Source organism: bacterium (assembly GCA_021108215.1).
GTDB lineage: Bacteria > Oederibacteriota > JAAXVQ01 > JAAXVQ01 > JAUVAV01 > JAIORK01.
Genome location: JAIORK010000039.1, coordinates 40,735 through 55,736 on the forward strand (window position 1 = coordinate 40,735; position 15,002 = coordinate 55,736).

Consider the following 15,002-nt stretch of genomic DNA (forward strand, 5'->3'; position numbering starts at 1 on the left):
AAGAAAAACTGATACTGTATTCATACGCTAGAGCCGGATTTGACGATATCGCCCTCTGCTGATCCACCGAAAAATGCGTGATGCGTTTTTTCCTTTAAAAATCAGCACCTAGGGCGAATAGAACACCGTATGTTTTATAACTCAGACAACAGTGTTACTGAATTTTTTCGCAAGTTTCTCAAAACAACTTTCCCATTGCCCGCCGCCTGGATTTACGTTAAAATCCCCACACGCTTTTTAAAAGGAAACCCTATGCGCTTAAAAAAACTGCTCCATCCGGAAATTTGGGTCCCCATGATTATCCTTGGGGTGCTGACAATTCCGTTTCTCGTAACTGATCTTGATCTGACACTGCAGAAGCTTTTTTATCAATCCGGTTGGTTTCTGGGCGACAAACAGCCCTGGGCATTTTTATACAAGGGCGGCACGTTTCCCGGGCTGCTGCTTTCCGGCGGTGCGCTCGTTGTCCTGATCGGCGCCTGGCTTTGGCCCCGGTTTTTAAATTGGCGGCGCAGCGCAGCTTTAATTGTGCTCACCTTACTGCTGGGACCGGGTCTGCTGGTCAACGCACTGGGCAAAGAATATTGGGGACGCCCCCGTCCGCGCGACGTGGTTGAATTCAACGGTTCACGAGCTTTCCAGCGCGTCTCTCAGCCCGGTGTTCCCGGGAGGGGTAAATCTTTTCCCTGCGGACATGCATCGGTTGGATTTCTTCTTGTCTCGCTTTACTTTATCGCCCAAAGAAAAAAGGTCCGTATGACCTGGCTGGGTGTCGGTCTGGGTTACGGTATGATGATGGGTATCGGACGGATGACGCAAGGCGCACATTTTGCTTCTGATATTTTATGGTCAGGCGGTCTTACCTATTTAAGCGCCGCCATGCTGCATCACGTCCTGCTCCCGCTCTCACCCTCGCTTTTAGCTGCGCCTGATCCAAATACCCCTCCCGGAAAAAGAAAAGCTCTGGCCTGGACTCTCCTGGGTGTTTCACTCTCGCTGTTAACCGTGTTTTTTATGCTGGCAACACCCTATTATAAAACCTGGACCGGCACAGCAACACCCATGGAAGGCTTAACCTCGCTCCGCCTCTTTTTGCCGGGAGGCAAAGAAGAAATCCGTATTATTCAAATCCAACAGCCGGCGCCCATCAAGATCAAGGCTGAATTAAGCGGATTCGGATTTCCTGATCTGGATCTCAAAGGCGCAATCCTGACAGACCGTGCGGGTACAACCTTGAATGCCCGGCTCGATCTGCATTTTAACCGTCTGACCACAGAACGGACCGGCAGGATCTCCATTTCCGTACGCCAGAATCTTAGGCTCTCTATTTTCAGCGATCAAGCTGACGGGGATATCCGCATCAATGAAACGATCCAAAAGTCACGCTTGGGCGAGATTAAAATTCTCTCAAATAAAGGCGGCATCCTTTTGGCTGCCCGGGAGGGTTCCCGGATTTCCGGTCCCATCCAAACACTCTCTAAAAAAGGCGATATCCGCATTATTCTGGAAGAAATCGCTGATCCGGGTGCCTCTGTTTGGGAAATTGGAAATGACCGGGGAATGGTTTTTCTTGAAGCAAAACAAAAAAACGCGCCGAAGCAAAAACTAAAAATACGGTGCTGGTCTCGTTTCGGTGATGTGGCCTTTACAGGCACCATCAGCCCGGCGTGCGGTCTCAATCTTGTCTGGAATGAAGGCGACGGCCGTTCAGGATTAAGTGCCAAAGGCGCCTGGAAGCAAGACGGCAACCGGGTTTTCGGCCCGCTGGGTATGGCGAAACCGCATTTTGAAATATTTTTGGCAACCTCCAGCAGTCTAATCGGTATGGAGCTGCATCAAGGCGAGGGTGCGCCCTTGGTTGCTTTGCCTACGCCGACTGCCAAACCGACGCGCTGGGCTGATGAACATGAGGCTTTTTCGGAAATCATGCTGGCACCCACCCCGACACCCGAACCGCCGGCATGGATCAATACGGAATTGGTTGACATCTCAAATGAAAACTATTTTAAACCGCGCTCCCCTTTGGAAACCACCCCGTCGCCTGAAACATCGCCGTAAAACAGTTTACAGACGGACCCTTTCCTCCGGCAGGTTGGGTTCAACATGTACCGTGACATTTACAGCTCGTTGCATACCCGTACAGATTGCTTTTTCAACTTGCTCTGCAATGGCATGACCCTCCACCACCGTCAACTTGGGATTCACCAAAATATGCACATCCATGACAATCCCCCGGCCGACCCAGCGCGCTCTTAATTGGTGCCAGGCAGCGACCCCGGCTTGTTTTCCAATAATTTTCTGCAAATGTTCCTCAGTGCCCTTGTCCACAGCACCTTCACCCAATTCATTAAAACACTCAAGCGCAATTTTCAAACCGGCATACGCCACCATGAACCCCACAAAAATACCGGCCACTTGGTCCCCATAAGGCCAGCCCAGCACATCACCGCGACCGCACCGATGAATACCACCAAGGATGACAAGGCATCGGTACGGTGATGCCAGGCATTGGCCTTCAATGCCGAGCTATGCGTCTGCCGGGCGACTTTGAGCGTCTTCCTAAAAAGCCATTCTTTGAGACCCACAGACAACCCCGCAGTTGCCAAAACCGCCCAGGAAATCGTCACACTCGAAGCAGCAATAAATGCCTGCCCGGCTTTCCAGGCAATCGCAGCACCGGCGCTTACCAATATCCCGGCAATCACCAGGGCCGCCATGGTCTCAATTTTACCATGTCCATAAGGGTGGGTGTCATCCGCAGGTTTGGCGCCAAATTTAACCCCGATGAATACAACGCCATCTGTGGCAAGATCGGAGAGCGAATGAATGGCATCCGCGATCAAAGCAATCGAGCCGGATACCATCCCCACCAGGGCCTTCACCAGGGCCAGGACAAGGTTCACCACCAATCCTGCCAGGGTTATTTTGTGGATTTTCAATTCATCATTCATCTGTGATACACATCCTTTTTAAAAACGACGCATCCCCTACGTAAGATAAGGAAGCATGATGGTTGCCGTGGAAAGTACAATTAAGAAACCCATCAAATCTGTCACCGTGGTTAATAAAGGACCGGAAGCAATGGCAGGATCAAAATTGAAACGTTTCAGGATCAACGGTAAAATACTTCCTAAACAAACGGATAAAATAGTATTCAGCCATAAACTAACCGCCACCACCACACCCAAAAGCGGCATACCTTTCCACAAATACGCCACAAAACCAATCTCAGTTCCCAAGATAAGGCCGTTTAAAAAACCGATCCTTGATTCCTTCCACAGGACCTTCCATAGTTCCTTCGGACTGGTCTTTCCCAATGCCAGATCCCGGATAGAGACGGCAACCGCCTGCATCCCGGAGACCCCGCTCATATCTGAAATAATAGGAAGAAACACCGCCAATGCAATCACCGCTTTAATGGTATCCGTATATAAAACAATCACGGACGCTGCAATCATATTTAAAAAAATATTGATTGAAAGCCAGGAGACTCTCCGTTTCACCATTGACATCACAGGCATGGAGCGCGTCTCATCTGCGGAAACCCCCTGCATTTTCATCATCTCTTCAGTCGTGATCTCTTGTATCAAATCAACCACATCATCCGCAGTAATCACACCCACCAGGCGTTGTGTCCCATCCACCACCGGCAGTGCCAAATAGCGGTTACGCCGGAACATCTGGGCTGTCTCATATTTGCTTGAATCAACATGCAGACACGCGACATCATGAATTTTAATATCTTGGATAATCTGATTGGGCTGCCGGGTGACCAAGTCACGCATTTGCAGCACCCCGCTCAATTCCCCTTTCAGAGTGACTGTATACACGTAGGTTGCCCGCTCATCTCCATGGCGGGAATATTTTTCCCGCAAGAGCTTCACTGCCTGGCTCACGGTGAGAGAGTCTTTCAATGCCACATATTCGGTGGCCATGATGCCGCCGGCGCTGTCTTCGTCATAGGCGATCAATTGACGGGTCTTGGTGGCGCGTGTCCGGGGCATGGCGGCTAAAATAGCATCGGTTTTTTCTTTGGGCAGGTCGCCCAAAACATCCGCCGCATCATCTGAATCCATTTGTTCAATAATATCCGAAGCCACCTCCGGATTCAGCGAACTCACCACATCCACCTGCTCGTTCTCGCTCATCCGTTCCACAATATCAGCGGCGATATCGCTGTTAAGCGTCTGAAACAAAGCCAGCCGTTCCCCGTCTGCCAGCAATGCGGTCACACGGGCGGCATCAACCGGATGAAGCCCCGCCACCATGCGCTTGGCCTCACGCGCCTGTCCCCTGTCCAACAGTCGGGACAGCTCTTTTTTTATCTGCGTAATTTTTTTGTGATCCAGTTCCAGTGGTTGCATCCGCCGCCCCTTATTTAAAACAAGGTTAGTTGTTCTCCCATGGCCGGGTAAGTAATTTTATTTTTTTTAATTTCCATACCCGGGGTCAAGGTATGGCGTACGCGATTCCCCTCGGCATCCAGATGGACAACTGTATATCCCCGCACCAGCAAAGCATCCGCCAATAGTTTGCGATGACATTTGTCCCATTGCTTTTCCGAACAAAGTAGCACCACCGTCCCAATGGAAACCAGCGCCAACAATTGCATCAGTCCGCGTTCAAATTCCTCGGACTGCATGTAATCAGCATAAGCCTGCCAGGCTTTGGGAAGTCCTTTATTGGGAGACCGCCGCAAAGGTTTCCGGCCTTTCCCGCCCACTTCCTTCAAATGGTGATAGGTAATGCCAAAGGACGGCAAGCGTTCCTTTAAGGCCGCTTGGTCAAATTGAGGAACATATTTTGATTTTGGAATTGTGCGAATATCAGCAAGAATTTGAATCGTCGACTTACGCAATCGCGCCAAGAACGTTTCAAAGGTAAGGTCTGAATGACCCAGGGTATAAATGGTTTGTTTGGTTCGTTTCCCCGGTTCCGGCATAATCCCCTCTACTTTTCTGAAAAATGGTTTCCGATGACCCGGTATGCGCTGCCGCCAACCCATTTTGGATGTAGACACGTTCATTTCCCAACCGTCCCTGGCAAACGTTGACAGTCCAAACTGCCAACCGGTCTTTCCGGGCTGCTTATTCAATCTAGTTTGTCAGCCTCGTACTTTGGCACCGCATTACAGTGAAATCCTTAGAATTATACAGGATGTGTCTTGAAAAATCTACCGCTCCAAAAAAGCTTAAACATCCACCGAGGAACAAACCGAACAGGCATCACGCTTTTTAAAAGCAATCAAACGAACCGTCATCCGCTTCCCGTCATAGACCCATAAGCGATTCACCAACAGGTCTCCGGCAGTAGTGAGAAATTTCACCGCCTCGGTTGCCTGAATGGTTCCCAAGGTCCCGGCAACCGCACCCAGGATACCCCCGGCCGCCTTATCCGGCAACACCTCCTCGGACGGTCGATCAAAAAAAAGACAGCGATAACACCCGGCGGCTTTTCCCGGGACATAGGTAAATGTCTGTCCACAAAATCCCGAAACACCCGCATGACTGAATGCCTTGCGGGCTTTCACACAGGTATCTGAAATCAAATATCTGGCTGTAAAATTATCCGTGGCATCAATGATAAAATCATAGTCCGCAATCAGTGTGACCAACGTCTTGGCATCCGCTTTTTGCGGGTAGGTCTTCAGCGTGATCTCCGGATTCAATCGCCGGACCTTTTCAACTGCTGAATCCACTTTCCGTCTGCCGATATCCCGGGTCGCATGCAGAATCTGACGGTTAAGATTCGACATCTCTACCTGGTCCGGGTCAACCAATCCCAGGGTACCGATGCCGGCTGCCGCCAAATAGTAAATACTTGCAGAACCCAACCCCCCGGCGCCGATAATCAAGACCGATTGCTTCGCCAGACGGGCCTGGCCTGCCTCCCCGATTTCATCAAGTGCAATTTGACGCAAATACCGCGCCGGCTTATCCGACAATGTGTGCATGACTTAGTCCCATGTAATATGCCACTTCCAGGCCTGAGGATCACTCACGTCTTTGTTAACCTGTATATTTTCCGCACTGCTCAACCCAACAACCCCCTCGATATAACCACACCCAACCTCCATCATCACCGGAGAAAATTCAGGATAATCCTCGACAATAAAAATTGCCCGGTTTTCATCTTTATTCTTTTCCACTCTGGCATGGCCTTTTTCATAGGAAGCCTCCCAGACCTTGGCTGCCCGTTTTATGATAAAGGCAATGGTTGTAATTTTGAGCAGGGACTTATATATCCCGGAAAAATTCTCTTTTGCTCTTTCGCGTCCCAAATGACGGTAAGCATTTTGATCTCCGGGGTAAAGCAGTCGTGCCGCCTGCTCAAACAATTTCTCCGTGGCCGGGACCGGGACCCAGTTATTATTGGAAGCATCTAAAAAAATACTGTTTTGTTCCTCATTCAATCCCTGAATAAATTTTTCCTCAATGGTGCTTCCATGTGCTTTAATAAAATTTCTCAAAAACACAATTCCCACACCACGGTAATGGTCCACAGGTGTTTCCTTTCCGATGATCTGGCGGCTTTTTCATTCCATAGGCTGCATACATAGTTTATACCTATTTTATTTTAAATGAACAATCTTTTTTTCTTTTCCGATTTTTCTAAAAAATCAATATGACCCAAAATATTTCTCTTGACCCATTCCCAACCAAGCTGGAATAATATGCATTCATACAGTTCTAAAAATCATCGCCATTCCTGATACCGATCTCCCGGAAGGAAGCAAAATGGGTAATAAAAAAAAGACACCCTCCAAGAAAACAACCGCCCCTCCGGCCAAAAAAGCATCTGCCGTACAGAAATGCCCCCAGCGTGTTTCCCAACAGACAGACCCTGGAAAAAACAAAAAAAACCAACCACCGCTGATTTTCAACAATGAAACACAATTGCGCATGACGCTTGATTCTGTTCCAATTGGTTTTTGGGAATGGCACAAAAAAAACAACATCAGAGTGAGTGCTGATTTTTTCTCTTTACTTGGACATCCGAACAAATCCGCTCAAACCACCACGTTGTTATCTCTAATAAAACTTCTTCACCCTGACGACCGGGAAACCACCCAGCTTATCATTTCTGATCATCTTAAAAGAAAAACAGATCAATTTAAGCTGGAAACCCGAATTCTGGACCAAAAAAAACGCTGGCAATGGATTGCCTTGCATGGCTGCGTGGTAAAAAGCGGTCAGACTAAAAAACCGCTGCACATTACGGGGACCTGCCAAAATATCACCCAACAAAAAATGACCGAGTATCTCGATGATTTGCAAAAAAATATTGCGGTCTCGCTCAGTGCTTGTAATAACGCTGCGGAAGCTGTCCAATCAGGGATTAAATTCTCACTCAAATTTCCCGGCATTGATGCTTGCGGGCTCTATCTTTCGGACGCAAAAGGCGGATTGGCCCTCCAGGGCCACCACGGGCTTACCCCGGCATTTGTAAAAGCTTCACGCTATCATGCGCCGAATTCACCTGAAGTCAAACAGATTTCCCAGGGGATACCCATCTTTCAAAAATTTTACCGTGATGCCCTGACGCCCTCCAAAAAAAACACTTATAGTAAAGAAAGACTTAAATTTCTCATGCGCCTGCCGATTATGCAGCAAAAAAGCATCCTGGGATGCTTTGCACTGGCTTCCCATGTTCACGATCATTTTTCCACACAACTCATTGATAATTTATGCACCTTTGCGGTCCAGCTGGGGAATACCCTGCTCCGGCTTCAAACCCTAAGCGCGCTTGCTCAAAGCGAAGCGCAATATCGTGTTATGCACGAACAATCTCCGCTGGGAATTGCAGTATATAACAGCGAGGGTCATTTCATTCGGGCAAACCAAGCTGCCGATGCTTTTTTCGGCATCCAAGGCAAACGTAAATTTATTCAACACAATCTTTTAAAAAACCCGGAATTACCCCAAGACATCAAACGGACGCTGATCCAAAAAAAATCCGCCCATTGGATATATACCACGCACTTTCACCGGAAAAAAAAACGCCGGATCAATGAACCCGCCGCCGGGAACAATTATTTTGATATCCAGGTTACTTATTTCGGTACAACACCGCCTGAACACGCCAGTGGTTATTTCGTTCAAATCCAGGATATCACGGAAAGAATTGCAGCCCAAGAAGCACTCAAGCAAAACGAGGAACGTTTCCGAATCGCTGCCGAAGTGACATCTGATTTTATTTACGAATGGGATATTGCCACCGATCACTTGACCTGGTTCGGTGAATTTGATAAAACGCTTGGCTACAGCCCGATGGAAATCCCCCGAACCATTGCCGGTCGGGCCAAATTGATCCATCCGGAAGATGTCCGACAGCTCAGCCGTTCTGTTGAAGAACATCGAATCGCAACCGGGGAAATCAATGATGAATACCGTGTCCGGACCAAAGACGGCCACTGGCGTATCTGGGCGGACCGGGGTGCTCCGGTTTTGAATGAAAATGGATGTCCTATAAAATGGATTGGCGGCTGCAGGGACATTACAGATCAAAAAACAGCCGAGACCGCCCTCCAGGAAGCAAAATTCCGCTTTGAAGCTGTTATTCAAAACACCCCCGAAATCGCGGTCCAGGGGTTTAGCCGCGAGGGTATTCTTTGCCATTGGAACAAAGCTTCGGAATCATTCTATGGTTTTACTTCCCAAGAAATTTTAGGAAAACATTTTAAAAACTCTTTTTTACCCGGCGAAGCCGGTACTGCATTCGAAAATAAACTGGCACAAATTTTCCGGAAAGGTCACTCCCTCCCTCCCGAAGAATGGCAAATCACTAAAAAAAACGGCAACATCATCTGGATTTACAGCAGTACGTTCCCCATTTTCTTTGAAGGCCGGGTTGTCGAGGTTTTTTGTATGGGTGTCGATATTACGGCACGCAAGGCCGCCGAGGATGAATTGCGGTTATCCCGGGACCTGACGGAAGAGACCAATCTGGAGCTGGAGCAAACCCTCGTGAATGTCAGCGATCTGGCCCGCCAGGCTGCCATTGCCGATGCAGCCAAAAGCCAATTTCTGGCAAATGTCAGCCATGAAATACGCACCCCCATGAACAGTATTCTCGGCTTCGCTGAAATGCTCCTGGACAGCGAGCTTTCTTTGGAACAGCGCAGCTCAATCGAAACCATTGTTACCAGCACAGAGACCCTCATGACACTCATCAATGATATCCTTGATCTTTCCAAAGTCGAGGCCGGTCAAATTGAACTTGAAAAAATCCCGGTTGATCTTGAAAGTATTATTTTCGAGACATGTGAAATGGTCCGGGGCAAAGCCAATCGAAAACCCATTGAAATTCTCTGCCACATCGACGACCTGCCCGACGGCTTATTGGGTGATCCCAACCGGATTCGGCAAATCCTGATAAATCTACTCGGCAACGCCGTCAAATTCACCCACCAGGGAGAAGTCCTGACGAAAGTTCAGGTTATCGGCCGAAAAAACAAATTGGTGAATATACGCCTCACGGTTGAAGACACCGGCATTGGCATTACCGAGGATAAACTCAACTCCATTTTCGAACCTTTTACACAAGCGGATGGTTCCACGTCACGCCTCTATGGCGGAACAGGATTGGGATTGGCCATCAGTCAAAAAATCGTCCAACTCATGCAGGGCAAACTTACGGTCAACACAAAAACCGGCAAAGGATCAGCCTTCCATTTAGATGTCTGGCTGGACCGGCCCGACAAGGCAGATTCGGCAGCGACATCGGCGGCAGACATGACCGTGCTTCCCGGACTTAAACTCCTGGTCATCGATGACAGTGCCACCTCCCTTTCCATTTTCAATACACTGGCTAAAAAACTCCAAATGACCTATGCCACAGTACAATCATTTGAACAGGGGATTGACCGGTTGCAGCGCGAACATTTTCATATCATCCTGGTGGACCTTCATTTACCGCACTTGGATGTTTCACTTATCCGCAAGCAGCTATCCGCGCACCCGGACCAACCCGCCGCCCATATTATTGCCCTGGCGACCCATCCGTATCATGAAAAAACCCAGTATGCTGATTATGACGGCATTCTGGTGAAGCCGGTCAGAAAATCCACTTTGGCGTCCTTAATTTTTACGCTCATCCACCCTGAGCAGGATAACGCTGCGATGGGTAGGTCACTGCTCCAGCGGGACAAACACAGCCGTGTCACCATTCTTGTGGCCGAGGACAATAAATCCAATCAAGAAATTATGCAAAAAATGCTTGAACACATGGGGCATAAAGTCGATGTTGCCGCAAACGGTCAACAGGTTTTACAGTTGGTTGAAACCAATCACTATGATCTCATTTTCATGGATATGCAAATGCCAAAAATGGGTGGTCTGGAAGCAGCCTATATTTTGCGGCAAAAAGGCGCGGCCATCCCAATCATCGCTTTGACTGCAAATGCGATGATTGGGGACCGGGAAAAATGTATTATATCCGGCATGAACGACTATATCAGCAAACCTGTCAAACGCGATACCATTATTGATATGCTCAACAGCTACACAAATTTACAATCATTTACCGACATCCCGGAAATACTCCGCATCCTGTTCGTAGGTGAAGATGATTCGATTATCCATAAATTTCATGAGGCATTCCACAAAGCATTCCCCATGGCAACCAGCCGAAAAACCACCAATGGTATTGAAGCAAGTGTCTTGTTCGGAAGCTTTTTCCCCAATTTGCTGGTGATTGACTTATACATGAAACAATTTAATGCCTTCGCCATGATCAACTTTATTAAATCGGAGACGCGTTATGCCAACACGCACATCATTGCCTACAATGCCCAAAGCATGAACACGACCTCCATCCAAACCCTGCGCAATATGGGGGTCGCGGTCGTCCTCACCCAAAACGTCAATACCGCCAATTTAATCTCACTGGCCAAGCAGCTTTTCTCCAATGCCTATTCCATGCACACCATGGAGGCTGCCACGGATGTTTCTCTGGTCGAATCCATCAGTTGTGATTTGGGAATTAGCTGCGAAGATTACTATGATATTTTAAAAATATTTCTTAAGAACACACCGGATAAAATAAAAAACTTAAAAATCGCTTTGGATGCTAAAGACAGTAAAAAATCCCGTGATGCCGCCCATTCCATTAAAAGCAGTGCTTTGTCTTTGCGCTTGCATACCATCGCCGAACCGGCCAGCCGTCTGGAACGGCTGGTCATGGAAAATACTTTTCTAAATACCGCCCCGCTTTTCAGCACCCTGCAAAATGCCTTTGAAGCAGTCCGCCTTACCCTGGTCCCGCCAACTTACAGACATGCCGAGACGCCACCGAGCTAATTCTTTGAAAACTTTTTAGTCGATCCTGAAAAAGTCAAATTGGAACTCATTTCTCAATGAAACCCGGTCAACCAATTGAGCAGGCGATAGTAGGGAATGGTCGCGACCATTCCCTACTACCATTCCCTACTATCGGTTGATACCTGTACGCATTATTTCACTCCTATGCCGCAAATCCGGCAAAATCCGTACCATCAAACCGTTGCTTGAGGATAGGCGATCACCCGAACATCTTCTAGTGTTACCATCCCTTCGTGCATCATGCCATCCAGCTCAGGTAAAAACGCTTCAATTTTTCCGGATGTGTCCACCATTTCCACAATCATCGGAAGGTCTTCGGAAATACGCAATATTTTTGCGGAATGCATGTGGCTTTGAGCACCAAACCCCAGCACCCCCTTGAGTACCGTCGCACCGGCCAATTTCTGTTTCCGTGCCGCCTGCACAATTGCTTCAAAAAGCGGTTTCCCCTTGTGCTTCTCCTTTTCACCGAAAAAAATCCGCAATAAAGTCATCTCCTGTTTAATCATTCCCCGTTCTCCTTTTCAAACAAGTTTCCCGATCATGAGGCCGGCTATAAGAAATAAAACCCCGGAAATATTTTGGGCCAGCATATTGGTTGCCGCCAGCAGCCACTCTGAGTCCTGAAGTAAAGCCTGGGTCTCAAACACAAATGTTGAAAAAGTTGTAAACGCCCCCATAAAACCGACCAACACGATGGTCCGGATATCGCTGGATATCTGAAACCGATTCTCCACAATCGCCCAGACCACGCCAAACATCAAACATCCGGTGATATTCACCACCAAAGTTCCCCAGGGAAAACTACCGCTGCTGCTCCGCTGTACGATTCCCGACAACCCATATCGGCTAAGTGTTCCCAATCCACCGGCCAATGCCACCAAGAGAAGTTTCATTATCATGCGTCCGCTCCTTTTTTTAGGCACCTTGATATTTTAAGCATCCCGGTCGCCTTTGCCGCCTGTTTTTTCAAATAAATCATTACATTCATGTTATTTTTTGGTATTATAGTACATTATTACTCCATCGAAAAATACCCAATAGTTTTCTTTTACCGGAGTGTTTATGGCATACCTTCCAAAAAACAATGCAACAAAGTTAAAAACAGCTTCAAAATTAAAAGCCGTTGACAAACGTATGCCCCTAAAAAAAAGCAAACAAAATCAACCGGATTTCATAAATTTTTTTAAAACATTTTTAAAAAACACCCATCCGGATTCCTATGCCGGTCTTTTAACCGAAATTCTCACCTTGAGCCGGATGGCAATTATCATTACGGATAAAAAAGGCACCATCAAATTTGTCAATGATCAATTTTCCCAAAGCTGCCACGCGAAAACACAAACATTTTTAGGAAAAAGCATCACCCTACTGGACCGCCGGCTCAAATCCGGTACTTTTTTCAAACAACTCCTTAAACAATTCCAACAGGGATTTGAAACCCCTCAATCACTGTCTTTTTCCTCTGGTCTCTGTCGTACCTTTGGCAATCATGCAACAATCACACCCCTGGCAGGCAGCCGGGGAAAACCGCGTTACTTCAGTATTACCTTCAAAGATAACTCCGGACAAAAACGTTCAGAAAAATTAATCTCTTATATGACTAATTACGATGCGCTCACCGACCTGCCTAATCGCAGCCTTTTCAACCAGCGCCTTACACTGGCTGTGACAGCTGCCTGTAAAAACAGGCATCAGCTTGCAGTCATTTTATTGGGACTTGATCGTTTTAAAGTTATCAACAATACACTGGGACATTCGGTTGGCGATCAACTCATCCAGGACGTGGGAAAACGCTTGTTGAAAAACCTCGATCCCAAAGACACGCTTGCTCGAATGGGGGGTGATGAATTTTTACTGTTATTCCCGGAGGTCCTTTCCTATCAGGAAACGTCCCGCAAAGCTCATCGAATTCTTGCATTATTCAGTAAATCATTCCAATTTGAAAATCAGGAAATATTTATCAAAGCCAGTATGGGAATCAGCCTTTTCCCGGAAGACGGCACCGGCCATCAACTGCTTCTGAAAAATGCCGATGCCGCCCTCAATGAAGCCAAACGGTCAGGCCGCAATCTTTTTAAATTTTATACTGCCAAGCTTGATGCGACCGCGACAGGAGAGCTCACCCTCGAAACTGCACTGCGCCGGGCCCTGGAACATGAAGAACTTATTTTACATTATCAGCCGCAGGTCAGTTTCGCCACCGGAAAGATTATCGGCATGGAAGCATTGGTCCGATGGAAACACCCGCAACGCGGCTTGATCCCCCCAGACAAATTCATCCCTCTGGCTGAGAAAACCGGACTGATTGTCCCCATGGGGAAATGGATTCTAAAAACCGCTTGCAATCAAGTCACCCAATGGCACGCACAGGGTTTTTCCTCGCTGCGCATCGCGGTCAATCTTTCGGCCCGGCAATTCCAGGAACCTGAATTGGTCGAAGCGGTGCTTGAAATCTGCAAGCAAACCAAACTTGACCCGAAGTTTCTCGAACTGGAAATCACAGAAAGTATCTTTATGAATGATCTTAACATCACCAATATGATTTTACAGTGGCTCAGTAAAAAAGGGATCACCATTGCGATTGATGATTTCGGCACCGGCTATTCATCATTGACCTATTTAAAACAACTTCCCATCCATACATTGAAAATCGATCGGTCTTTTGTCAAAGACTGCCTGACCAATGCCGATGACGCCGCGCTCGTCACCACCATTACCTCCATTGCCAAAAACCTTCATATGAAAATCACCGCCGAAGGTGTCGAGGAAGAACCCCAGCTTACTTTCCTGCGTGATTTGGGATGCCATGATTTCCAGGGCTACTTTTTTTCCAAACCCCTGCCCGCGCAGGAATTCACCACCCTGTTGCTGGAAGGACGCTCCTTGTATGGCTCTCTTTTTTAGCCCCAACTTTTGCATACCAAGGTTGGCTTTATGACCTCCTCCGAAAAAACCGAAAGAATCTCCAAACTAATGGCTGCGCGTGGTTTGTGTTCACGCCGCGAAGCGGATGCCTTTATTCAAAAGGGCTGGGTCTTTGTCGACAATGTTAAAATCACTGTATTGGGAACCAAAATCTCACCCTGCCAAACCATAACGCTTTCCCCGGCAGCCCAAGCACACAGCCAACAGCTGATGACGATCCTCTTGAATAAACCGATTGAATTTGTCTCCGGCCAACCTGAAAAAGGTTACAAACATGCGCTCTCCCTGATCACGCCGGACCGCTGTCATCATCCGCTAACAAATATCAATACCAGCTCCTTCCCCATCAAAAACCTCGCACCGGCCGGCCGGCTGGACATCGACTCCCAAGGACTGCTGGTTTATACCCAAGACGGCAGAATCGCCCGGCAATTGATCGGTGCCGACTCACCCATTGAAAAAGAGTACCTGGTCCGTGTCACCGGCATCATCACACCCGGAATCTTAAACCGCCTGCGTCACGGACTTTCCCTGGATGGCAAAAAACTTAAACCGGCGGTCATTACCCAGCGCCATGCGAATCTGCTGCAATTTATTCTTCATGAAGGACGAAAACGCCAAATACGGCGGATGTGTGAAAAAATTGATCTACAAGTTACCGGACTCAAACGTGTCAGAATTGGCAGGATTGTGTTAGGCGGGTTGCCTGTGGGCAAATGGCGGCAATTGGCCCCGCACGAACGTTTTTGACCC

General features: G+C 47.9%; 12 protein-coding genes. 4 read left to right on the top strand and 8 right to left on the bottom strand.

From position 1 onward, the window contains the following. Positions 1-252: 252 nt before the first annotated feature. On the top strand, positions 253-2,058 hold the full coding sequence (locus K8S19_09355) for a phosphatase PAP2 family protein (protein MCD4813881.1): 1,806 nt from the start codon (positions 253-255) through the stop codon (positions 2,056-2,058). A gap of 6 nt (positions 2,059-2,064) precedes the next feature. On the opposite strand, the gene K8S19_09360 is transcribed toward K8S19_09355, so the two are convergent. From K8S19_09360 to K8S19_09385, 6 genes are all read right to left on the bottom strand, one after another. Then, positions 2,065-2,415 carry a hypothetical protein gene (locus K8S19_09360; protein ID MCD4813882.1) on the bottom strand — a complete coding sequence of 117 codons (351 nt, stop codon included), beginning with the start codon at positions 2,413-2,415 and terminating at the stop codon, positions 2,065-2,067. Then, entirely contained in the window at positions 2,370-2,951 is a 582-nt protein-coding gene (locus K8S19_09365; protein ID MCD4813883.1) for a cation diffusion facilitator family transporter, read from the bottom strand. The genes K8S19_09360 and K8S19_09365 overlap by 46 nt, the downstream gene beginning before the upstream one ends. A gap of 36 nt (positions 2,952-2,987) precedes the next feature. Further along, complete coding sequence (gene mgtE, locus K8S19_09370; protein MCD4813884.1) at positions 2,988-4,364, bottom strand: magnesium transporter; 1,377 nt, start codon at positions 4,362-4,364, stop codon at positions 2,988-2,990. Between the two features lie 14 nt (positions 4,365-4,378). After that, complete coding sequence (locus tag K8S19_09375) at positions 4,379-5,020, bottom strand: DUF488 domain-containing protein (protein ID MCD4813885.1); 642 nt, start codon at positions 5,018-5,020, stop codon at positions 4,379-4,381. Between the two features lie 171 nt (positions 5,021-5,191). Continuing rightward, positions 5,192-5,953, bottom strand: a complete 762-nt coding sequence (locus K8S19_09380; protein MCD4813886.1) for a HesA/MoeB/ThiF family protein — start codon at positions 5,951-5,953, stop codon at positions 5,192-5,194. A 3-nt stretch (positions 5,954-5,956) separates the two neighbouring features. After that, positions 5,957-6,502, bottom strand: a complete 546-nt coding sequence (locus K8S19_09385; protein MCD4813887.1) for a DUF2378 family protein — start codon at positions 6,500-6,502, stop codon at positions 5,957-5,959. A gap of 235 nt (positions 6,503-6,737) precedes the next feature. On the opposite strand from K8S19_09385, the gene K8S19_09390 reads away from it, so the two are divergent. Further along, positions 6,738-11,300 carry a response regulator gene (locus K8S19_09390; protein ID MCD4813888.1) on the top strand — a complete coding sequence of 1,521 codons (4,563 nt, stop codon included), beginning with the start codon at positions 6,738-6,740 and terminating at the stop codon, positions 11,298-11,300. 194 nt (positions 11,301-11,494) lie between these two features. On the opposite strand, the gene K8S19_09395 is transcribed toward K8S19_09390, so the two are convergent. After that, the gene (locus tag K8S19_09395; protein ID MCD4813889.1) at positions 11,495-11,830 is read right to left on the bottom strand and encodes a DUF190 domain-containing protein; all 336 of its coding nucleotides are present in this window, start codon (positions 11,828-11,830) and stop codon (positions 11,495-11,497) included. Positions 11,831-11,845: 15 nt separating this feature from the next. After that, positions 11,846-12,223, bottom strand: coding sequence for a CrcB family protein (locus K8S19_09400; protein ID MCD4813890.1), 378 nt, complete (start codon positions 12,221-12,223; stop codon positions 11,846-11,848). Between the two features lie 163 nt (positions 12,224-12,386). Between K8S19_09400 and K8S19_09405 the strand changes: the two genes are divergently transcribed. Continuing rightward, a complete protein-coding gene (locus K8S19_09405; GenBank protein ID MCD4813891.1) occupies positions 12,387-14,228 on the top strand; it encodes an EAL domain-containing protein in 1,842 nt (613 codons plus the stop codon). 30 nt (positions 14,229-14,258) lie between these two features. Continuing rightward, positions 14,259-14,999, top strand: coding sequence for an rRNA pseudouridine synthase (locus tag K8S19_09410; protein MCD4813892.1), 741 nt, complete (start codon positions 14,259-14,261; stop codon positions 14,997-14,999). Positions 15,000-15,002 lie beyond the last annotated feature (3 nt).